17 protein-coding genes are annotated in these 20,963 nt (G+C 63.9%); 11 read left to right on the plus strand and 6 right to left on the minus strand.

Annotated features, from left to right (window positions below):
- Window positions 1-51 precede the first annotated feature (51 nt).
- The 6 genes from L1069_RS11365 (at window position 52) to L1069_RS11390 (ending at window position 6,079) form a co-directional block, all read left to right on the plus strand.
- Window positions 52-654, plus strand: a complete 603-nt coding sequence (locus L1069_RS11365) for an amino acid synthesis family protein (protein WP_129373110.1) — start codon at window positions 52-54, stop codon at window positions 652-654.
- The gene (locus L1069_RS11370) at window positions 626-1,441 is read left to right on the plus strand and encodes an alpha/beta hydrolase (RefSeq protein ID WP_237455744.1); all 816 of its coding nucleotides are present in this window, start codon (window positions 626-628) and stop codon (window positions 1,439-1,441) included. Before L1069_RS11365 ends, L1069_RS11370 begins: the two co-directional genes overlap by 29 nt.
- A complete protein-coding gene (locus L1069_RS11375; protein ID WP_237455745.1) occupies window positions 1,438-2,364 on the plus strand; it encodes a flavin reductase in 927 nt (308 codons plus the stop codon). The genes L1069_RS11370 and L1069_RS11375 overlap by 4 nt, the downstream gene beginning before the upstream one ends.
- On the plus strand, window positions 2,361-3,398 hold the full coding sequence (locus L1069_RS11380) for an LLM class flavin-dependent oxidoreductase (RefSeq protein WP_237455746.1): 1,038 nt from the start codon (window positions 2,361-2,363) through the stop codon (window positions 3,396-3,398). Before L1069_RS11375 ends, L1069_RS11380 begins: the two co-directional genes overlap by 4 nt.
- An 11-nt stretch (window positions 3,399-3,409) precedes the next feature.
- On the plus strand, window positions 3,410-4,873 hold the full coding sequence (locus tag L1069_RS11385; RefSeq protein ID WP_237455747.1) for an aldehyde dehydrogenase: 1,464 nt from the start codon (window positions 3,410-3,412) through the stop codon (window positions 4,871-4,873).
- Between the two features lie 303 nt (window positions 4,874-5,176).
- Entirely contained in the window at window positions 5,177-6,079 is a 903-nt protein-coding gene (locus L1069_RS11390; RefSeq protein ID WP_237455748.1) for a complex I NDUFA9 subunit family protein, read from the plus strand.
- 51 nt (window positions 6,080-6,130) lie between these two features.
- Here the strand turns inward: L1069_RS11390 and L1069_RS11395 are convergent, their stop codons facing one another.
- A complete protein-coding gene (locus L1069_RS11395; RefSeq protein WP_237455749.1) occupies window positions 6,131-8,308 on the minus strand; it encodes a molybdopterin cofactor-binding domain-containing protein in 2,178 nt (725 codons plus the stop codon).
- A gap of 1 nt (window position 8,309) precedes the next feature.
- Window positions 8,310-8,771 (minus strand): (2Fe-2S)-binding protein, encoded by a 462-nt coding sequence (locus L1069_RS11400; RefSeq protein WP_129372998.1) that lies wholly within the window; start codon window positions 8,769-8,771, stop codon window positions 8,310-8,312.
- A gap of 214 nt (window positions 8,772-8,985) precedes the next feature.
- On the opposite strand from L1069_RS11400, the gene L1069_RS11405 reads away from it, so the two are divergent.
- Entirely contained in the window at window positions 8,986-9,876 is an 891-nt protein-coding gene (locus L1069_RS11405) for an AraC family transcriptional regulator (RefSeq protein ID WP_237455750.1), read from the plus strand.
- Here L1069_RS11405 and L1069_RS11410 read toward each other — a convergent pair.
- The gene (locus L1069_RS11410; protein ID WP_237455751.1) at window positions 9,873-10,859 is read right to left on the minus strand and encodes a GlxA family transcriptional regulator; all 987 of its coding nucleotides are present in this window, start codon (window positions 10,857-10,859) and stop codon (window positions 9,873-9,875) included. The two genes, L1069_RS11405 and L1069_RS11410, sit on opposite strands and share 4 nt — an antisense overlap.
- 125 nt (window positions 10,860-10,984) lie before the next feature.
- On the opposite strand from L1069_RS11410, the gene L1069_RS11415 reads away from it, so the two are divergent.
- The 4 genes from L1069_RS11415 (at window position 10,985) to L1069_RS11430 (ending at window position 17,321) form a co-directional block, all read left to right on the plus strand.
- On the plus strand, window positions 10,985-12,931 hold the full coding sequence (locus L1069_RS11415) for an acetoacetate--CoA ligase (protein WP_275423069.1): 1,947 nt from the start codon (window positions 10,985-10,987) through the stop codon (window positions 12,929-12,931).
- An 18-nt stretch (window positions 12,932-12,949) separates the two neighbouring features.
- Complete coding sequence (locus tag L1069_RS11420) at window positions 12,950-13,867, plus strand: 3-keto-5-aminohexanoate cleavage protein (protein WP_237455753.1); 918 nt, start codon at window positions 12,950-12,952, stop codon at window positions 13,865-13,867.
- Between the two features lie 153 nt (window positions 13,868-14,020).
- Window positions 14,021-15,442 (plus strand): carnitine 3-dehydrogenase, encoded by a 1,422-nt coding sequence (locus L1069_RS11425; protein WP_237455754.1) that lies wholly within the window; start codon window positions 14,021-14,023, stop codon window positions 15,440-15,442.
- A 184-nt stretch (window positions 15,443-15,626) separates the two neighbouring features.
- Window positions 15,627-17,321 (plus strand): BCCT family transporter, encoded by a 1,695-nt coding sequence (locus L1069_RS11430; RefSeq protein ID WP_134831563.1) that lies wholly within the window; start codon window positions 15,627-15,629, stop codon window positions 17,319-17,321.
- Window positions 17,322-17,402: 81 nt separating this feature from the next.
- On the opposite strand, the gene L1069_RS11435 is transcribed toward L1069_RS11430, so the two are convergent.
- The 3 genes from L1069_RS11435 to L1069_RS11445 form a co-directional block, all read right to left on the minus strand.
- Complete coding sequence (locus L1069_RS11435; RefSeq protein WP_237455755.1) at window positions 17,403-17,747, minus strand: RidA family protein; 345 nt, start codon at window positions 17,745-17,747, stop codon at window positions 17,403-17,405.
- Window positions 17,748-17,866: 119 nt separating this feature from the next.
- The gene (locus tag L1069_RS11440; RefSeq protein ID WP_237455756.1) at window positions 17,867-19,252 is read right to left on the minus strand and encodes an aldehyde dehydrogenase family protein; all 1,386 of its coding nucleotides are present in this window, start codon (window positions 19,250-19,252) and stop codon (window positions 17,867-17,869) included.
- A complete protein-coding gene (locus L1069_RS11445) occupies window positions 19,249-20,922 on the minus strand; it encodes an acetolactate synthase large subunit (RefSeq protein ID WP_237455757.1) in 1,674 nt (557 codons plus the stop codon). The genes L1069_RS11440 and L1069_RS11445 overlap by 4 nt, the downstream gene beginning before the upstream one ends.
- Window positions 20,923-20,963: the final 41 nt, after the last annotated feature.

A 20,963-nucleotide genomic window follows, 5' to 3' on the forward strand; every position in this document is an offset into this window, starting at 1 on the left:
TTATGGTATACCATATTACGTCAACTGGAATCACTGACGAAAGACACGCCCATGCCCGCTGAAATCCGCAAGACGCTGCTGCATGTCGAAGAGACCCTGATCGAGGGCGGCAAGGCCGCAGAGGTGCCGCTGAAGATGATTGCCGCGGTGGCGGTAATCAAAAACCCCTGGGCGGGGCAGGGCTTTACCGAGGACCTGCGCCCGGCGATCCATGATTGCGCGCCGGGTCTGGGCGAGAAGCTGACCGCGATGATCCTTGAGGCCGCAGGCGGCGGCGACCGGGTGGAGGGCTACGGCAAATCCGCCATCGTCGGGGTGAATGGCGAGGTGGAGCATGCCTCTGCGCTCATTCACACGCTGCGCTTCGGCAACCACTTCCGCGAGGCGGTGGGGGCGAAATCCTATCTCGCTTTCACCAACACCCGCGGGCCTGCAAATGCCGCGTTGCAGATCCCGCTGATGGACAAGAACGACGGCGGGCGGCGCAGCCATTACCTGACCATCCAGCTGTCGGTGGCCGATGCGCCCGGCCCGGATGAGATCGTGATCGCACTGGGTGCCTCCATCGGCGGCCGTCCGCATCACCGTATTGGCGACCGTTATCAGGACCTGAAGGAACTGGGGCATGACCTCGACAATCCTGCATCTGTCTGAGCCTTACGGGGCTGTCACGTGCCAGCGGCAAGGGCCGGAGATAGGCAATGGGGCGCCGGTTGTGCTGATCCACGGGGTCGGCATGCAATCGGCGGCCTGGGCGCCGCAGATCGCGGCGCTGGCTGAAACCCATCAGGTGATCGCGCTGGACATGCCCGGCCATGGCGGCAGCGCGCCGCTGCCAGACGGCGCGGAACTGCCGGATTATGTGGCCTGGCTGCACGCGGTCCTGCAGGCAATGGACCTGGGGCCTGTGTCGCTGGCCGGCCATTCCATGGGGGCGCTGATTGCAGGCGGCTATGCGGTCTGCCATCCTGAACGCACCGCCCGCGTGGCACTGCTGAACGGGGTGTTCCGGCGTTCGCCGGAGGCACGGGCTGCGGTTGAGGCCCGCGCCGCCGAAATCCGCGCCGGCAGTTTTGATCTGGAAACGCCGCTGATCCGCTGGTTCGGCGATACTGCGGCGGATCAGGCTGCGCGGGCGCAGGTGGCTGAATGGCTGTCGGGCGTGAACCCTCAAGGCTACGCTGCCGCCTATACCGCCTTTGCCCGTGGTGACAGCACCTATGCCGACGGGTTCGCCGGTATCACTTGCCCGCTCTTGGCGCTGACCGGTGATGGCGACCCGAACTCGACGCCCGGAATGGCGCAGATGATGGCCGATGCCGCGCCGCAGGGCCGCGCGCTTGTCATTGAGGGCCACCGGCATATGGTCAACCTGACTGCCCCCGCCGCGGTCAACGCCGCCCTGCGGGTCTGGCTGAACACGGAAGGAGCGACGTCATGAGCGACATCGACCCGCGCGCATTGCGCAATGCCTTTGGCACCTTCATGACCGGCGTCACCGTTGTGACGGCGCAGGATCCGGACGGCAATCCGATTGGCTTCACCGCCAACTCCTTTACCTCGGTCTCTTTGGATCCGCCTTTGGTTCTGGTGTGCCTTGCCAATTCCTCCAGCAACTACGCCGCGTTTGAACAGGCGGACGGCTTTGCCATAAACGTGCTGGCGGAGGACCAGAAAGACGTCTCCAACACCTTTGCCCGCCCCGTTGAGGACCGCTTTGCCGCTGTCAATTGGCGCAAGGGGCCGGAAGGCAGCCCGGTGTTTGACGGTGTCTCGGCCTGGTTTGACTGTTCGATGCACAACCGGGTCCAGGCGGGCGACCACCTGATCCTGATCGGCAGGGTGGAGGCGTTTGAAACCTCGCCCGCACCCGGTCTGGGCTATGCCCGGGGCGCTTATGTGACCGCAGCAGCTGAGGCCGAGGCGCTGGCACAGGGCGCCAAGCTGATCGTCTCGGCCCTGATCGAGCATGAAGGCAAGGTGCTGCTGCTGGGCAGTGATCAGGGCAAGCTGACCCTGCCGGAAACCCGCGTCGGCAAGGAAGGCGCCTCAGCCGCGCTGGCCAGGCTGATCGCAGAGACCGGCGTCGCGGCAGAGCCGGGGTTTATTTATTCAGTTTTCGAGGACGACACGCGCGAACATCAGCACATCTCGTTTCTGTGCCAATCCGCCGGGGGCACGCCGGCCAAAGGGGTTTTCACACCGCTGACCCAATCCACGCTGATGGACATCGCCGATGCGGCGGTTTGCGTCATGCTGGAACGGTTCGCCAGTGAAAGCCGGATGGGCAATTTCGGGGTGTATTATGGAAACCAGACCCGCGGCCAGGTCCGCGCGGTGGGGACAGGGGGCAGCGGCTCATGAAGTTTTCGCTTTTTGCGCATATGGAGCGGATTTCGGACGATCAGGACCAGAAACAGCTTTATGACGAGTTCATCCAGCTGTGCAAAATCGCCGATGACGGCGGCATGCATGCGGTCTGGACGGGTGAGCATCACGGGATGAATTTCACCATCGCGCCGAACCCGTTTCTGAACCTGGTGGATGTGGCGCGCCAGACCAGGAACGTGCGTTTGGGCACCGGCACGGTGATTGCGCCGTTCTGGCATCCGATCCGGCTGGCGGGCGAGGCGGCGATGACCGATATCATCACCGATGGCCGCCTGGATCTGGGCATTGCGCGGGGTGCCTATTCCTATGAGTACGAACGGATGCTGCCCGGCATGGACGCCTGGGAAGCAGGTCAGCGGATGCGCGAGCTGATCCCGGCGGTGCAGGGTCTGTGGCAGGGCGATTATGCGCAGGAGGGGGAGTTTCATTCCTTCCCCAAGACCACCTCGTCGCCCAAGCCGGTGCAGGAAAACGGCCCGCCGATCTGGGTCGCGGCGCGCGATCCCAACAGCCATGAATTCGCCGTGGCAAACGGTTGCAATGTGCAGGTGACGCCGCTGTGGCAGGGCGACGGCGAGATCGAAGAGCTGATGGGCAAGTTCAATGCCGCTTGCGCCAAACACCCGGAGGTGCCGCGGCCCAGGATCATGCTGCTGCAGCACACTTATGTGGCCGAAAGTGCTGCGGATGTGAAGCGCGGGGCGGAGGAGCTGAACCGGTTCTACAATTACTTCGGCGCCTGGTTCATGAACAAGCGCGACGTCTCACAGGGTCTGATCGACCCGCTCAGCGACGCGGACATCGCCGCCCATCCGTTCTACTCGCCCGAGGCGATGGAGCGCGATCTGGTGATCGGTGAACCGGATGCGGTGATCGGGCGGCTGAAGAAATACGAGGCCTTGGGCTATGATGAATATTCGTTCTGGATCGATAGCAGCATGAGTTTCGCGCGCAAGAAAGCCTCGCTTGAGCGGTTCATCGCGCAAGTCATGCCCGCCTTTCAGTAAGGAGCCAGAGAATGCAGACCTTCCAGCAGTATATCGGCGGCGCGTTTGAGGACGCAGGCAGCACCTTTGAAAGCTTGGATCCCGCTACCGGCGGCCCTTGGGCGCAGATGCCAAGCGCTTCCGTCGCGGATGTGGACCGGGCTGTCCGGGCGGCGGAGGCTGCGTTTTTCTCCGCTGAATGGGCCGGGATGATTGCCACCCAGCGCGGCAAGCTTTTGCTGCGGCTGGCTGATCTGGTGGCAGAAAACGCGCCGCGCCTTGCAGAACTGGAAACCCGCGACACTGGCAAGATCATCCGCGAGACCTCGGCGCAGATCGCCTATGTGGCGGAATACTACCGCTATTACGCCGGGCTGGCGGATAAGATCGAGGGCGCGCATTTGCCGATCGACAAGCCCGACATGGAAGTCTGGCTGCGGCGCGAGCCGGTGGGCGTGGTGGCCGCCATCGTGCCGTGGAATTCGCAGCTGTTTCTGTCGGCGGTGAAAATCGGCCCGGCGCTGGCGGCGGGCTGCACGGTGGTGCTGAAAGCGTCCGAGGAAGGCCCGGCGCCGATGCTGGAATTCGCCCGGATCTTTGATCAGGCGGGTTTCCCGCCGGGTGTTTTCAACGTCATAACCGGCGGGCCAGAGGCTGGTGCTGCGCTGACCAGCCACGCAAAAGTGGCCCATGTGGCGTTCACCGGCGGGCCGGAAACGGCGCGCCATATCGTGCGCAACTCGGCAGAAAACCTCGCGTCCACCTCGCTTGAGCTGGGCGGCAAGTCGCCCTTTATCGTGTTTGATGACGCCGATCTGGAAAGCGCGGTGAATGCGCAGGTCTCGGGCATCTTCGCCGCCACCGGGCAAAGCTGTGTCGCAGGCTCGCGGCTGGTGATCCAAAAGGGGATCAAGGATGCCTTTCTGGCCCGGCTGAAAGAAAAGGCCGAGGCGGTGGTGATCGGCGCGCCGCAGGATATGGCCACCGAGGTCGGCCCCTTATGCACCCGGAAACAGCGCGACCATGCACTGCGGCTGATCGGGGCCTCGGTTGCGGCCGGTGCCAAACTGATTACCGGCGGCACCGTGCCGGAGGGGGAGGGTTTCTACTTCCCGCCCACTATTCTGGATTGTTCGGACACGCCGGAGGCGCCCTGCCTGTCGAGCGAGTTCTTTGGCCCGGTCCTGTCGGTCGTCAGCTTCGAGACTGAGGCTGAGGCACTGGAGATTGCCAACAGCACCGCCTTTGGGCTGGCGTCTGGGGTGTTCACCCGGAACCTGACCCGCGCACACCGGATGATCCGGGGCATCCGGGCGGGCATCGTCTGGGTCAACACCTACCGCGCGGTCAGCCCGATTGCGCCCTTTGGCGGCCACGGCCTGTCCGGCCACGGGCGCGAGGGCGGGCTGCAGGCGGCGCTGGATTACACCAAGGTCAAGGCCGTCTGGCTGCGCACCAGCGACGAGCCGATCCCTGATCCCTTTGTAATGCGCTGACCTTTCCCGGGGCGTTTTACAGAACAAGCCATGCCCTCAGCCGACCCGCCATTCATCTGGCAGGGCGGTTTCCGGGTTGAAACCTTGGACGGGGAGATCGAGGCGCAGCGGATCTTCCTGCCAACCCTCGGCGCGGGGCTGCCGGGCGGTCCGCCAGTGGCCCGCAGGGGCCGCCGCGCTATGTGGTGGAAGGCTATGGGTTGTTCCCGCCCGGTGCGTCTCGTGCCCCGGGCGGGCGCTGCGCGTGGCGGGACCCTGCGGGGGCCGGCCTTCAGTGCCCGGCTTGATGAGGAGCGTTTCCCCATGATGACCAGTGCCCGGATTGTGATTGTGCTTGGCGGCACCGGGTTTCTCGGCCAGCGGGTGGTGCGCCGGCTGCAGGAACACGGCTGCCAAGTCAGCACCGGCACACGGTTCCCGGAGGCGGCAGCGGCGCAGAGCGGCTTCGCCAGCAACGGCATCCGGCTGGTCAAAACGGAACTGGCAGACCCGGACGGATTGGCACAGGCTCTGTCGGGCTTTGGGGCCGTGGTCAACTGCATCGGCTGCTACGCCGAGAGCCGCGGCCAGAGTTTCCAGGACATTCACGTCGAGGGCGCCCAAAGAATTGCCCGGATCGTGCGCCGGAACGACGGCCAGCGGCTGATCCACATTTCCGGAATCGGTGCCAGCCTGCATTCCCCATCAGCCTATGTGCGGAGCCGCGCCGAAGGTGAGGCGGCCGTCCGCAGTATCTGCCCCGGCGCCATTGTTTTGCGGCCCGGCGTGATGTTCAGCCGCAGCGGCGCCTTTTTCGGCGATCTGCAAAAAATCGTTGACCGCCTGCCGGTGATCCCGCTGTTCGGCACCGGGCGCACGCGTTTGCAGCCGGTCTGGGCGGGGGATGTGGCGGAAGCCGTCTGCCGGTTGCTCGACGCTCCGCACGCGCGCAGAAAAGTGTTTGAGCTGGGCGGGCCGGATATCCTTACCTACCGCGGCATCCTGCAGCGCCTGACGGCGCGTTCCGGGCGCCGCCGGGTGCTGCTGCCGGTGCCTTTTGCGCTGTGGCGGATTGCGGCGGCTGTGCTTTGGGTGATGCGCAATCCGCCGCTGACCCAGGCGCAGGTCGCCTTGATGCGGCAGGACAATACCGCCGGTGAGGCCATGGCAGGTTTTGCTGACCTGGGTATCACGCCGCACTCGGCCATCGCCATGGGGCTGATTTGAACAGCGCTGCAAACCCCGCACCAGGCATCAGTCCCGGTGCGGGGAAAAAGGTCAGGTGAAACTGACGCCGTTCAGGTTCATCGGCAGTTCCGTCACCCGCGGGCCATGGGCTGCAATGGCATTGGCCAGTGCCGGCGCCGAGGGCGGCGTGCCGGGTTCGCCCACCCCGGTGGGGGCTTCGGCGGAGGGCAGGATGTGCACCTCGATGGCGGCAATGTCACCGATCCGCAGCGGCTCGTAATCGGGGAAGTTGGACTGATCCACCGCACCGTCTGTCAGGGTGATCTCATTACGCATCGCATGGCCCAGGCCATAACCGATGCCGCCCTCCATCTGCGCGACGATCACATCCGGGTTGACCGCGATACCGCAATCCACCGCACAAGTGACTTTTTCAATCTGCACCCCGTCACCCGCATTGCCCGAGATTTCCACCACCTCGGCCACATAGCTGCCAAAGCTTTTGTGGACGGCGATACCTTGGCTGCGGCCCTCGGGCGCGCTGCCCCAGCTGCCCTTGTCCGCAGCCAGTTTCAAAACCCCTGCCAGACGCTGCTGATCAGCGCCGCCGCCCTCCAGCAGCGCCAGCCGGAACGCCACCGGATCACGGCCCGCGGCGCGGGCGGCTGCGTCCATCATGGTTTCCATCACATAGGCGGTGTGGGTGTGCCCGACCGAGCGCCACCACAGCACCGTTGTAGCCTTGGCCGTGTCAGTGAGACCGACAAACTGGCCGGGGATCAGGTAGGGGCTGTCCGCCACGCCTTCGACTGAGCTGTGGTCGACGCCGTCATGCACCGTGAAGGCCTCGAACGGGGTGCCCTTCATGATCGACTGGGCCGCAACCCGGTGGTCCCAGCCGGCTATATTGCCATCGCCGTCCAGCCCCACGCGCACCCGATGCGCCACTGCCGGGCGGTAGTAGCCGCCGGTGATGTCATCCTCGCGCGACCAGACCAGTTTCACCGGGCGGGTTCGGTCAGTCAGGACAAAGGCCAGCGCCGCCTCCACCTGGTAATCCGCCGTCGGCGTGGCACGGCGGCCAAAGGAGCCGCCTGCAAACATCGTGTTGATGCGGATCTTTTCCATCGGCAACTGAAAGATCTCCGCCATTGCCATATGCGGGCCGGTCGGCATCTGGGCGCCGTCGTGCAGGGTGACGCCGCCGTCCGCGTCAGCCTCGATGGTGCAGGTGAGCGGCTCCATCGGCGCATGCGCCAGCAGCGGGAAATAGAAAGTGTGATCCACCACTTTCTCAGCCCCGTCGATCAGCGCAGCGGTGGCGGATTGGTCAGCACCGTTGGCATTATACTGCGGCGCCGCGTTCACTGCGGCCAGCAGCTGCTCGCGGATCTGGTCCGAGCTGCGGCTTTCGGCGGCGGAGAAATCCCACTCCACGCTGATCGCTTCGCGGGCCTGAAACGCGCCCCATGTGTCTTCGGCATAGACCGCGACACCCGCCTTGTTGGGCAGAATGGCGGCACGGATGTAGCCCTTGACCGCTTTGGCATCGCTATCGTCAAAACCGGTTGCCAGTCCGCCCATGCGCGGGCTGCGGGCAATCACCACAACCATCTGTCCCGGCAGATGCAGGTCCATCGCATATTTTGCGGTGCCGTTGGTTTTGGGCAGGGAATCCTTACGCTTCACCGATGCATTGCCGATCAGGCGGAATTCGCCGGGGTCTTTCAGACGCGGCTCCGCAGGGGCCTCCATCTGCGCGGCGGCGGCAACAAATTCCGCCAGCGGTGCCTTATGGCCTGCACCCTTGATGATACCGTCTTCGATGGTCAGCCCGGCGGGGTCGGCGCCCCAGTCCTTGGCTGCCGCAGAGATCAGCATCTCCCGTGCTGCTGCCCCGGCCTTGCGGTACTGCATAAAGGAATTCGCCATCGCGGTAGAGCCGCCGGTGCCCTGGAACGGCCCGAACATCAGGTTGTTGTAGCGCGACGGGTCGGAAGGCGCGAACTCATACTGGATGTCTTCGATCGACACGCCTAGCTCTTCGGCGATCAGGGTGGTCAGGCCGGTGGCCGGTCCCTGGCCCTTCTCGAAATGCTTGACGATGGCGGTGACGGTGCCGTCAGCGTCGATTTTCACGAACGGGTTCAGCTGGGCCGGCGCGGAACCGGCTGCCAGCACGCCATCGGCGCGGGCACCCACATAGAGAACCGCGGCGGCGGCGGCGGCACTTTTCAAAAAACCGCGGCGGGAGGTATTGAGGGTCATATCAGGCCTCCATCATGTCGGATGCGCGCAGGATCGCGGCACGGATGCGCTGGTAGGTGGCGCAGCGGCAGGCATTGCCGTTCATGTAATCGTCGATCTCTTCCACGGTTGGATTAGGGTTTTCGCTCAGCAAACCCACGGCGGACATGATCTGGCCCGACTGGCAATAACCGCATTGCACCACATCCAGCTCGACCCAGGCGGCCTGCACTGCTTGCGAGACCTTCGATTCCAGCCCTTCGATGGTGGTGATTTCAGCGCCTTCCACGTCCTCGACATAGGTCTGGCACGCGCGCACCGGCTCGCCGTCCAGATGCACGGTGCAAGCGCCGCAAGACGCAACGCCGCAGCCGAATTTGGTGCCGGTCAGCTTCAGTTCATCCCGGATCACCCACAGCAGCGGGGTTCCCGGCTCGGCCTCGACCTGATGCGTCCGGCCGTTGAGTTTCAATGTTGTTGTCATAGCTGCGGGGCCTCCCCTTGGCTGGAAAAATCCGCCCGGTGCGGACCGGGCAACGACAGGCAGTTCTGTTCTTAGTACCCGCAAGGTAGGCCTAGAGGGGCGGATCGCCGTGCCCGATTCTCCGGAAAATCTGCCTGATCCTCCGCCGTGCCGGGATTTGCGGTTCTTTCCTTCGGAAGGCCGCCTATATTCAACCCCGACAGGAGACACGCCCATGGTGCCGCAGGATCTGATTAATGACATCGCGACTTATGTGCGCGAACAAGGCGGGCTTGAGACCGGCTGCGGAACCGGGGTGGACGGGTTGTATGCCATCTGCCGCGAGAACCCGACCCGGTTTGAAGCGATCATCTATGAGCCGATCATGTGCCTGGTCCTGCAAGGCGCCAAGGAGGCACAGCTGGAGGACCGCAGGGTCCGGTACGGCGCGGGCATGTCGCTGATTGTCAGCCATGCGCTGCCGGTCAGTGCCGGGGTGACCGATGCCACGCCGGACCAGCCCTATGTCGCGCTGGCGCTGCGGCTGGATCTGGCCACGGCGCGCAGCCTCTATGATGAAATAGGCGTGGCAGACGGGCAGGAAAAGGCGGCGCATTCGATGAGCGTGGCAGACAGCGATGCAGCGCTGATTGATGCGGTCGGGCGGTTGTTCCGCCTGTCGCAGAACCCGGTTGAGGTGCAGGCGCTGGCGCCCTTGGTGCTGCGGGAGATCCATTTCCGCCTGCTGCGCGCCCAGCATGGCGGCATGCTGCGGCAATTGCTGCTGCATGAAAGTCCGGCCAGCCGGATTTCCAAGGCAATTGCGATGCTCCGGGACCGGTACAAGGCGCCCCTGCCGGTGGCGGATCTGGCCGCCGCGGCGGGGATGAGCCAGTCCAGCTTTCATGAGCATTTCAAGACCCTGACCTCTACCACGCCGTTGCAGTACCAAAAGGAGCTGCGCCTGATGGAGGCCCGCCGCCTGCTGATCAGCGGCGGCACCTCGGTTGCGGCGGCGGCTTATGACGTGGGTTATGAAAGCCCGACCCAGTTCAGCCGGGAATATGCCCGCAAATTCGGGGTGCCGCCGCGGGATGAAAAACCGGTGCCGGCTGCTGTGTCCTAGCGTTCCCTGCCGTTATCGCCGGATGCCGCCCAAGGCCGTTCCTGAACCCGCGCCTCGCGGAGGGTCCGGCCATAAAGCCCGCTGTACGACCGCCCCAATGAAGACGCCGAGGAAAACCCGCAGCGCAGCGCGATTTGCTCCAGGCTCAGATGGGTTTCCTCGGAGAGGTAACGGGCGTGCTGCAACCGCAGCATCTTGTAGTATTTGCCCGGTGTCATGCCCAATTCGCGCTGAAAGGCGCGGGCCAGGGTGCGTTCGGACAGCGATACACGCTTTGCCAGCTCAGCGGTATTCAAAGGCGCTTCGATCGTCTCTGCCATCAGGTTTGCAGCTTTCAGCACCTTGGGCGAGCCCTTCTGCTCCAGCCGCGCGGCGCCGCGGTTCAGTTCCGACTGGCGTGAGGGGTCATAGACAAACATGGTCGAGGCGCCGAAGGCTGCGGCGGATCCATAAAGATCCTGAATGAGGCTCAGCATCAAATCCAGCGCGGTGCTGGCACCGCCGCAGGTGAAGAACGGGCCGGAACGCACAAACCGAGCGGTGGAGACTTCGACCTTGGGAAAGGCCTCGGCAAAGGCGTCCAGCTCCTGCCAGTGGATTGTCGCTGCATGGCCCTCCAGGACCCCCGCTTCCGCCAGCAGCCAGGCGGCGGTGTCCAGCGCCAGAACCAGCTTTGCCTGCCGGGCGGCGGTTCTGAGTTTTGCCAGCAGCGCCGGGCTGAGCTGCCCGCGCACGCGGTAACCCGCAACCAGCACCAGGGTGCGGTTGCCCTGGCGTTCGTCAAAACCGCCGTCGGGCGTGATTTGCAGCCCGCTGGAGCTGCGTACCGGCGCCCCGTCCAGAGTGGTGACCCGCCAGCCCGCTGTTTCCTGACCAGCGTTCATCCGCACATCGCGCAGGGGTTCCATAGCGCTGGCCAGCACCATGTTCGAAAACCCGTCGAACAGCAGAAATTCAAAGATCGGCGGCACATTTGGCGGCATCTGTATTCTATCTGACCGAAACTGTATAAACGCCGCGTCATTTCCTGCGCTATTGACGCGGAAAGTCAAGCTTCTTGACGATCCGCCGATGACCTGACGACCGCTCTCTAACCACGAATGATGCCATGACAACCGCTCCGCTTCTTTGGCAGCCGGATCTTTCGGCGCGCCGCAAACCTCTGATGTGTGATTTCACGACGCAGGCGGCGAAAACCGCAGGCCGGGCGCTGGATACGTTCGCGGATCTGCACGCCTGGTCGGTTGCCCGGCCACAGGAATTCTGGCCGCTGGCCTGGGATTTCTGCGGGCTGGAAGGGGACAAGGGCGCGGTGCCGCTGCTGCCCGATGCCGATCCGATGCAGGTGCGGTTCTTCCCCGAGGCGCGGCTGAACATCGCGGACACCTTCCTGAAGAACGCCGACGGCCGCGAGGCGATTGTCTTCATAGGCGAAGACGGCCGCCGCATGGCCTGGACCCGCGCCGGGCTGAAGCGCGAGGTTGAACAGCTCGCCGCTGCATTGCGCGCCGCCGGAATCACCGCAGGCGACCATGTTGCGGGTTACGTGCCGAACATGCCGCAGAGTGTGGCGGCGATGCTGGCCACGGCGTCTTTGGGGGCGGTCTGGTCCTCCTGCGCGCCGGAAAGCGGGCCGGATGTGGTGGTGGACCGGCTTGGCCAGATCGCGCCCAAGCTGATGTTTGCCGCCGACGGTTACTTCTACAATGGCAAGACCTTCGAGACCCGCGATGCGATTACCGAGGTTGCGTCCCGGGTGCCCTCGATAGAGCAGATCGTGGTCTGGTCCTATGCAGGCGGGGCCGAGGATTTGCCCGAGGGGATGATGGCCTATGAGGCCTTCAAGCAACCGGACGCCCCGGCGCTGGACTGCCGTGTGATGGGCTTTCGCGATCCGCTTTATGTGATGTTCTCCTCCGGCACCACCGGCAAGCCTAAGTGCATCGAGCATTCGGGCGGCGGCACCCTCTTGCGGATGCTGGTGGAACAGCAGCTGCATTGCGACCTGCGCCCCGGCGACCGGATGTTCTATTACACCACCTGCAACTGGATGATGTGGAACTGGCAGGTGGCGGCGTTGGCTTCGGAGGCTTCAATCGTGCTGTTCGACGGCAACCCGGCGCATCCCGGCATCAAGCGGCTGTTTGACGTCGTGGAGGCCGAGAAAGTCACCCATTTTGGTATTTCCGCCAAATACATAGACGCCTCTCTGAAACGCCGGAACCGGCCTGCGGACAGCCACGATCTGGCCGCGTTGCGGGTGGTTCTGTCCACCGGCTCGCCGCTCTCGCCCGAAGGCTTTGCCCATGTCTATGCCGACTGGAAAGCGGATGTGCAGCTGGCCTCGATCTGCGGCGGCACCGACATTCTGGGCTGCTTCATTGGCGGCTGCCCGGTGCTGCCGGTGCATCAGGGTGAGATCCAGGCGCCGATGCTGGGGCTGGATGCGGCGACCCTGAACGATCAGGGCGAAGTGGTTGAGGGCGTGGCGGGCGAGCTGGTCTGCCGCAACGCGCATCCGTCGATGCCGACGCGGTTTCTCAACGATCCCTGCAATGCGCGCTATCGCGCCAGTTACTATGAGACTTATCCGGATATCTGGCGGCAGGGCGATTTCACCATCCGCACCGGGCACGGCGGTTTTGTGGTGCTGGGCCGTTCGGATGCGACCCTGAACCCCGGCGGCGTACGGATCGGCACGGCGGAGATTTACCGGCAGCTCGACAAGATCAATGAGGTCGCCGACGCGGTGGTTGTCGGCCAGTCCTTTGACAATGACGTGCGGGTGGTTCTGTTTGTGCAGACTGCCGGGGGCGCGGAGCTGGATGATGCGCTAACCACCCGTGTCAAAACGGAAATCCGCAAGAATGCCTCGCCGCGCCATGTGCCCGTGAAAATCATCGCTGTCTCTGACATCCCGCGCACCAAATCCGGCAAGACCGCCGAGCTGGCGGTGCGTGATGTGGTGAACAAACACCCTGTCCGCAACCTTTCCGGCCTGGCGAACCCGCAGGCGCTGGCGCTGTTTGCGGATCACCCTGAATTGCAATTCTGACCTCAAAGGATCCCGATCATGCCCCTGACCATGAACCGAGACGTCTTCATCACCTGTGCCGTGACCGGCTCGGGCGGCACCCAGGATAAATCTCCCCACGTGCCGCGTTCGCCCAAGCAGATTGCCGACAGCGCAATCGCAGCCGCCAAAGCCGGCGCCGCCGTAGTTCACTGCCATGTGCGCGACCCGGAAACCGGCGCGCCGAGCCGGAAACTTGAGCTTTACCGGGAGCTGACCGACCGTATCCGCGATTCCGAGGTGGACGTGGTGCTGAACCTGACCGCGGGCATGGGCGGCGATATTGTCTTTGGCGGGGTTGAGAGCCCGTTCCCGGTGAATGAGGCCGCCACCGATATGATCGGCGCGACCGAACGGATGGCCCATATCGCCGAATGCCTGCCGGAAATCTGCACCCTGGACTGCGGCACCATGAACTTTGCCGAGGCCGATTACGTGATGACCAACACGCCCGGCATGCTGCGCACGATGGGGCAGATGATGACCGATCTGGGCGTGAAGCCCGAGATCGAGGCCTTTGATACCGGTCATCTGTGGTTTGCCAAGCAACTGGTAAAAGAGGGAGTTCTGGAACCGAACGCGCTGGTGCAGCTTTGCATGGGGGTGCCGTGGGGGGCGCCCAATGACCTCAACACCTTTATGGCGATGGTCAACAACGTGCCTGGCGATTGGACCTGGTCGGCGTTCTCCTTGGGCAGGGATCAGATGCCTTATGCCGCCGCTGCGGTGCTGGCGGGCGGCAATGTGCGGGTCGGGCTGGAGGACAACCTGTTTCTGGAAAAAGGCGTTCTGGCCACCAACGCGCAGCTGGTGGAGCGTGCGGCAGGCGTGATCGAGGGCCTGGGCGCCCGGATCATCGGCCCGGATGCGGTGCGTGAAAAGCTGGGCCTGACCAAACGGGCGCCGGTGGCAAAGTAGGCGGCGGTGCAGGGGGTGCTTTGCGTGCGCCGCCTGTACACCGCTTATGCACCGCTGCGTTGCGGCAAAGAGGGCGGATTGGGGGCTAGCCCCCAAACACCCAGGATATTTTCGGCAAGAGGAAGAACCGGGCGGTTCTTATGAGGACATCAGATGAAGACAGCAGCAATTATCGGCGGCGGGGTGATCGGTGGCGGCTGGGCCGCGCGGTTCCTTCTGAACGGCTGGAATGTGCGGGTGTTCGACCCGGACCCGGAGGCGGAACGCAAGATCGGCGAGGTGCTGGCCAACGCCCGCCGCGCGCTGCCGTCGCTGTATGACAAGGCTTTGCCGCCTGAGGGCGCGCTGACCTTTCACGCGGATATGGCCGAAGCCGTGGCGGACGCGTCTTGGATCCAGGAGAGCGTGCCGGAGCGGTTGGACCTGAAGCACAGGATCCATGCGCAGATCCAGGCGCACGCGCCGGTGAACGCGGTAATCGGCTCGTCTACCAGCGGTTTTAAACCCTCGGAGCTGAATGCTGCGGGTGCCCGCGCCGTGGTGGCGCATCCGTTCAACCCGGTTTACCTGCTGCCGTTGGTCGAGCTGGTGGGCGATGCGGGCACTTGCGCGCAGGCCTCGGACCTGCTGCGCGGAGTGGGGATGTATCCGCTGACCGTGCGCAAGGAGATCGACGCCCATATCGCCGACCGGCTGCTGGAAGCGGTCTGGCGCGAGGGGCTGTGGCTGATCAAGGACGGCATCTGCACCACCGAAGAGCTGGACGAGTCGATCCGCATGGGCTTTGGCCTGCGGTGGGCGCAGATGGGCCTTTTCGAGACCTACCGGATTGCCGGCGGCGAGGCAGGCATGAAGCATTTCATGGCCCAGTTCGGCCCGGCGCTGGAATGGCCCTGGACCAAGCTGATGGACGTGCCGGAGTTCACTGAGGACCTTGTGGATCTGATCGCGGGCCAGTCGGATGCGCAATCGGGCCATATGCCGATCCGCGAGCTGGAGCGTCTGCGGGATGACAATCTGGTCGGCATGATGCGGGCACTGAAGAAATCCGGCAGCGGAGCGGGCGGTGTGATCAACACCCATGAGGCCGCGCTGCCGGTGCCGGACGCGGCGGATCTGCCGGTCACTGTCAGCCGCCCGGTGCCGCAGAGCTGGACCGACTACAACGGCCATATGAACGAGGCGCATTACACCGAGGCCTCGGCCCAGGCGACTGACCGTTTTATGGAGATGATCGGCTGCGATGCGGAATATATCGCCGCGGGCGGCAGCTATTTCACGGTCGAGAACCACGTGCGCTTTCTGGATGAGCTGCACGAAGGCGATGCGCTGACTGTGACCACCCAGGTGCTGCAGGGCGACGGCAAGAAGATGCATCTGTTCCATCGCCTGCACGGCCCCGAGGGCCGGCTGGCAGCAACCGTGGAGACGCTGCTGTTGCACATGGATCTGACGGCGCGCGGCACTTCACTGCCGTCGCAGGCCGTGGCGGACAAACTGGCGTCATATGCCGCCGCCCATGCCGGGATGCCGCTGCCCGGGGGCGCGGGGCGCCGCGTCGGCCAGCGGGGCTGAATTGAAAACCGGCGGCTTGCGGGCTGCCGGTTTTCTCTTGCGGGCCGGGCCTCCTCCCCGGTCCGGCCCGCAATTTCGAACCATGGCCGTTGGGGAGGGCCGGAAATTTGCCGCCCGGGCAACCGGGCAGCCCCCGCGGCGGAGGAGCGCCGGGGGCAATTGTTCAGGGACAAGGGAGGACAAAATGTCTGAGAGGAATTCCAACAACAGCCACCTGGTGGCAAAGTCCGGTTTCTTTACCGGTTTGCATCCGGGGATGGGCATCGCGGCCAAGGGGATGATCGCCGCCTTTGTGATTTTCACCGTCCTGAATGTCGAATTTGCAGGCGGATTATACAAATCCATCCGCGGCTGGATCGAAGGCGGCCTCAGCTGGTATTATATCTCGGTTCTGGCCGGGATCATGTTTTTCTGCTTCTTCCTGATGTTCTCGAAGTTTGGCAGCCTGCGGCTGGGGGACGATGACTCGCGCCCGGAATTCAGCAGCTTCAGCTGGTTTGCGATGCTGTTCTCGGCCGGGATCGGCATTGGCATCCTGTTCTTTGGCGTGGCGGAGCCGATCTTTTATTTCGATAACTCGGCGGTCTGGGGCTATCCCAACAACCCGCATGCCGAGCTTCAGGGCCATTCGGAAATGAACATGCAGCGCGCCGTTGATGCGATGCGGGTGACTTATTTCCACTGGGGTTTCCACGGCTGGGCCTTATACGTGATCGTCGGCCTGTGCCTGGCTTACTTCGGCTTTCGCAAGAAGCTGCCGCTGACCATGCGCTCGGCGCTGTATCCGCTGATCGGTGAACGGATCTACGGCCCCTGGGGCCACTGTGTGGACCTGCTGGCGGTGTTCGGTTCGGTGTTCGGGATTGCGACATCGCTGGGTCTGGGCACCAGCCAGATGGCCACCGGCCTTAATGTGCTGTTCGGGCTGGAGCCGACTATGACGCTCAAGATTGTGCTGATTGTGATCGTGACAATCATTGCAACCGTGTCGACCGTTTCCGGCGTGGGCAAGGGCATCCGGCTGATTTCCGAATGGAATATCTGGCTGTCGATGTTCCTGCTTGCGGCCTTTGTGGTGATCGGGCCGGTCAAATGGCTGCTGGGGTTCTATGTGACGACGCTGGGCGATTACATCTGGAACTTCATCCCGATGGGGTTCTGGACAGCCAGTTCCGAGGAAAACATCGCCTGGCAGGGCGGCTGGACCATCTTTTACTGGGGCTGGTGGATTGCCTGGGCGCCGATGGTGGGCATGTTCATTGCCCGCATCTCGCGCGGGCGCACCATCCGCGAGTTCATGGTGGGCGTGCTGTTCGTGCCGACCGCGATTGCTTTCTTCTGGCTGTGCATGTTCGGCGGCAACGCCATCTGGCAGGAGCTGAACATGGCCGGCGGTCCGGGTGCCGATGGCGGCGCAGGCGTTATTGCCACCGTGCAGGCCTGGGATCTGCCGTCGGCGCTGTACGGCACCATCGGCAATCTGGGCGCCACTTCCTGGCTGGGGGATCTGAGCTGGACCGCCTGGCCGCTGTCGGCGCTGGCGACGCTGCTGTTGTTCTCGTGGTTTGTGACCTCGGCGGACTCCGGCACGCTGGTGATCACCACCATGCTGTCGATGGGCGACGACAACCCGCCCAAGAAGTTCCGGATTATCTGGGGCGCGGGCATTGGCGCCACTGCGATTGTGCTGCTGTGGGCCGGGGGGCTTGGCGCCCTGCAGACCGCGTCGATTGCTGCGGCCTTCCCGATTTCGTTCGTGATCATCGCGATGACATTGGGGCTTTACAAGTCGCTGAAAACTGATCCGTCTGCGTCGCCGATCAGTGAAGCCGGCGCTGCGCCGGATGGCACCCGTATTGTGCAGGACCTGCGCGCCTGAGGCGGACCCCGCCGGTGATACGAAAATGCGCCGGGCCTGTAGAAAGGCCCGGCGCAAAAAATTGTCAGCTGACAATTTTGATCAGTCGCAGGCAGCGGTGACGATGATCTCAACCTTCAGGATCTCGCGCGCCAATTTGGCCTCGCCGCAGGCACGCGCCGGGGCGTGGCCCTCGGGAACCCAGGCGTTCCAGACCTCGTTCAGCTCGGCGAAGTAGGACATGTCCGACAGCCAGATCACGGTCTGCAGCAGGCGGGTCTTGTCGCTGCCGGCCTCGGCCAGCAGGGCGTCGACCTTGGACAGGATTTCGCGGGTCTGCTCGGCTGCGGTGTCTGCTTCGGACACTTGGCCGCTGAAATAGGCAACACCGTTGTGCTTGACGATTTTGCTGGAGCGGGCGGTGGTGCCGGAACGGGTGATGGTCATGCTGTACGCCTTTTCTGTCATGAGATGCTGCGGACATACCGGCTGGAGCTGCTGGCGGAAAGGCCGCAGATGCAAAAGACATGCCGGGCCGGGGTCTGCGGCATCCCGGCCCGCTGGCATCACAGCTTGATCACCGCCATCTTGTCCTGGGCCATGTCATGCATGGTGTAACCGATGCCGCCGGTGTTGTAGCCGGACTGGCGGCGGCCGGCAAAGGGCATCCAGTCAACCCTGAACGCCGTGTGGTCATTGACCATGACGGCGGTGGCGTCCAGCTGGCGCACGGCCTGCATTGCGGTGTCCAGGTTTTTGGTAAAGACCGCCGCCTGAAACGCGACCGGCAGGCTGTTGGCAACCTCAATCGCTTGCGGGATGCTGGCGGAGCTGTAAACGCAGATCACCGGGCCGAAGATTTCCTGTTGCGAGACGCGGGCGTCCGCGGGCGGGTCCAGCAGCACGGTGGGAGCATAGGTGGTCTCGCCCAGGCGCTTGCCGCCGGTCAGGACCTTGGCGCCACCCTGTACTGCCTCATTCACCCAGTCCTCGACCCGGTCAACCTCGGCAGGGCGGATCAGCGGGCCGCAATCGACGCTCGGGTCGGTGGCGTCGCCGACCGTCAGCGCCTGTGCTGCCTTGGCCAGTTTCTGCGCGATCTCTTCGGCCTTGGCGGCGGGGGCGAACACCCGCTGGACCGAGACGCAGACCTGGCCGGAGTGATAGAAACCGCCCTTGGCCAACGCCGGGATCATCGCGTCAATGTCCGCGTCCCCGGCCACGATCACCGGGGCGGCGCCGCCGTGTTCCAGCGCGCAGCGGGTGCCGGGGGCCAGTTTGGAACGCAGCATCCAGCCCACACGGGCAGAGCCGATGAAGGAGAAGAAGCCGGCGCGGGCGTCGGTGATCATCTTCTCGGCTATGTCGTTGCTGCAGACCACTGAACGGCACCAGTCCTGCGGCAGCCCGGCCTCATGCAGCATGGCAACAAAGGTCTGGCACGACAGCGGCGTGTCCTGCGCCGGTTTCACAATCACCGGGCAGCCTGTGGCCACGGCGGGGGCGACCTGATGCACGATCAGGTTCAGCGGGTGGTTAAAGGCGCTGGCAGCCACCACGACGCCGATCGGCTCGCGCTGGGTAAAGGCGATGCGGCCTGCGCCTGCCGCGGTCAGGTCCATCGGGATTTCCCGCCCCGTCATCTGGCCGGTCTCATGCACGCACAGTTCCACCCCGTCGATGGCGCGTTTGACCTCGACGCGTGCGTCCACCAGCGGCTTGCCGCCTTCGCTGGCGATCAAAAGGGCCAGCTCGTCAAACCGCGCCTCCATCAATCGGGCGGTTTTCCGCAGGATTTCAATGCGCTGGTAGGCGGGCAGCCAGCCATCCCGCTGGCGGAACAACCCATGCGCGGTGTCCAGCATCGCATCTATCTGCGCCCAATCACTGGTCTCGACCGTGCCGATGCGTTCCAGGCTGTAGGGGTTCACGACTTCGACGGTTCTGGTCATATCAGGCAGACCTTTGCGGCCAGCTCATCAATCAGCACGCGCTGGTTTTCGCTGTAATCAACCGGCACGTCGATCAGATGCACGCCGCCTGCGGTAAAGGCTTTCTCAAACGTGGGCACCAGATCTTCGGTGCGCGCGATCCGGTGGCCGGTAGCGCCGTAACTGTTTGCATACTGGACAAAATCCGGGTTGTTGAATTCCAGCCCCCAGTCGGCGAACCCGGCGTGCGCCTGCTTCCAGCGGATCATGCCGTATGAGCTGTCGTTCAGCACTGTCACCACGAGGTTGAGGCCAAGGCGGACAGCGGTTTCCAGCTCCTGACTGTTCATCATAAAGCCGCCGTCGCCGCAGATCGCCATCACCCGGCGGTCCGGGTTCAGCTGCGCGGCCATCATTGCCGAGGGCAGGCCCGCCCCCATGGTCGCCAGCGCGTTGTCCAGAAGCACGGTGTTGGGCTGATAAGCCTTGTAGTTGCGGGCGTACCAGATCTTGTAGATGCCATTGTCGAGCGCAATGATATCGCAGTCATCCATCACCTTGCGGGTGTCCGCGACCAGCCGCTGCGGGATGATGGGAAAGCGCGGGTCATCGGCACCTTCGGCGATATGCTGGTCGGTCTCTTTCTTGATGCGCTGGAAATAGCCGCGGTCAAACTCCAGCGGCCCGCCCAGAATTTCCCCCAGCCGGTTGATGGATTGTTCCAGATCGCCGACCACCTCCACCTGCGGGAAATAGACTTGATCGACCTGCGCCGCCTTATAGTTCACATGGATCACCTTGGTGCCGCCGTGCTCCATGAAGAAGGGCGGTTTTTCGACCACATCGTGGCCGACGTTGATGATCAGATCGGCGCGGTCTATGGCGCAGTGCAGATAATCACCATCAGACAGCGCGGCAGTGCCCAGGAACAGGTCCGAGCGTTCGTCGATCACCCCCTTGCCCATCTGGGTGTTGAAGAAGGGGATCCGGGTCAGATCCGCAAAATCGCACAGGGCTGAACGCGCCTTGCGCCGGTTGGCCCCGGCCCCCAGCAGCAGCAGCGGCATTTTGGCATTGCGGATCATCTCTGCCGCCTCGTTCAGCACCGCGTCGCCGGCCACCGCGTAATGGCGGGGATGCGGCTGCAGGACCGTGGTATCGGTGTCTTCGGCGGCGATATCCTCGGGCAGTTCCAGCAGCACGGCACCGGGGCGTTCCTCCTGCGCGGTGCGGAAGGCCTCGCGGATCAGCGCCGGGATGGTGTTGCCGTGCACGATCTGCTTGGACATCTTGCAAATCGGATCGAACAGGCTGACCACGTCAATGATCTGGAACTGGCCCTGTTTCGATTTCTTGATCGGCTTCTGGCCGGTGATCATGATCAGCGGCATGCCGCCCAGATGGGCATAAGCGGCAGGGGTGGCCAGGTTGGTGGCGCCGGGGCCAAGCGTCGCCATGCAGACGCCCGCCTTGCCGGTGAGACGGCCATAGGTTGCGGCCATGAAGGCGGCGCCTTGTTCATGCCGGGTCAGCACCAGTTCGATCGATGAGGGACGCAGGGATTCCAGCAGGTCAAGGTTTTCTTCGCCCGGAACGGCAAAGACATACTTGACACCTTCAGCCTCCAGCGCGGCGACAAGAAGGTCCGAGGCTTTGACCGGCCCATGGGGTGCAGAATGAGAGTCAGGCATGAGGGCTCCTGTTCGTTGAATGTGGTGTTGACGGCGGATGA

Origin of the sequence: Leisingera sp. MMG026 (assembly GCF_021654205.1) — a bacterium.
Lineage (GTDB): Bacteria > Pseudomonadota > Alphaproteobacteria > Rhodobacterales > Rhodobacteraceae > Leisingera.

Bases quoted from the DNA above. Each gene is read 5' to 3' on its own strand.
- L1069_RS11365 (WP_129373110.1), top strand. From the start codon at position 52: ATGCCCGCTGAAATCCGCAAGACGCTGCTGCATGTCGAAGAGACCCTG.
- L1069_RS11370 (WP_237455744.1), top strand. From the start codon at position 626: ATGACCTCGACAATCCTGCATCTGTCTGAGCCTTACGGGGCTGTCACG.
- L1069_RS11375 (WP_237455745.1), top strand. From the start codon at position 1,438: ATGAGCGACATCGACCCGCGCGCATTGCGCAATGCCTTTGGCACCTTC.
- L1069_RS11380 (WP_237455746.1), top strand. From the start codon at position 2,361: ATGAAGTTTTCGCTTTTTGCGCATATGGAGCGGATTTCGGACGATCAG.
- L1069_RS11385 (WP_237455747.1), top strand. From the start codon at position 3,410: ATGCAGACCTTCCAGCAGTATATCGGCGGCGCGTTTGAGGACGCAGGC.
- L1069_RS11390 (WP_237455748.1), top strand. From the start codon at position 5,177: ATGATGACCAGTGCCCGGATTGTGATTGTGCTTGGCGGCACCGGGTTT.
- L1069_RS11395 (WP_237455749.1), bottom strand. From the start codon at position 8,308: ATGACCCTCAATACCTCCCGCCGCGGTTTTTTGAAAAGTGCCGCCGCC.
- L1069_RS11400 (WP_129372998.1), bottom strand. From the start codon at position 8,771: ATGACAACAACATTGAAACTCAACGGCCGGACGCATCAGGTCGAGGCC.
- L1069_RS11405 (WP_237455750.1), top strand. From the start codon at position 8,986: ATGGTGCCGCAGGATCTGATTAATGACATCGCGACTTATGTGCGCGAA.
- L1069_RS11410 (WP_237455751.1), bottom strand. From the start codon at position 10,859: ATGCCGCCAAATGTGCCGCCGATCTTTGAATTTCTGCTGTTCGACGGG.
- L1069_RS11415 (WP_275423069.1), top strand. From the start codon at position 10,985: ATGACAACCGCTCCGCTTCTTTGGCAGCCGGATCTTTCGGCGCGCCGC.
- L1069_RS11420 (WP_237455753.1), top strand. From the start codon at position 12,950: ATGCCCCTGACCATGAACCGAGACGTCTTCATCACCTGTGCCGTGACC.
- L1069_RS11425 (WP_237455754.1), top strand. From the start codon at position 14,021: ATGAAGACAGCAGCAATTATCGGCGGCGGGGTGATCGGTGGCGGCTGG.
- L1069_RS11430 (WP_134831563.1), top strand. From the start codon at position 15,627: ATGTCTGAGAGGAATTCCAACAACAGCCACCTGGTGGCAAAGTCCGGT.
- L1069_RS11435 (WP_237455755.1), bottom strand. From the start codon at position 17,747: ATGACCATCACCCGTTCCGGCACCACCGCCCGCTCCAGCAAAATCGTC.
- L1069_RS11440 (WP_237455756.1), bottom strand. From the start codon at position 19,252: ATGACCAGAACCGTCGAAGTCGTGAACCCCTACAGCCTGGAACGCATC.
- L1069_RS11445 (WP_237455757.1), bottom strand. From the start codon at position 20,922: ATGCCTGACTCTCATTCTGCACCCCATGGGCCGGTCAAAGCCTCGGAC.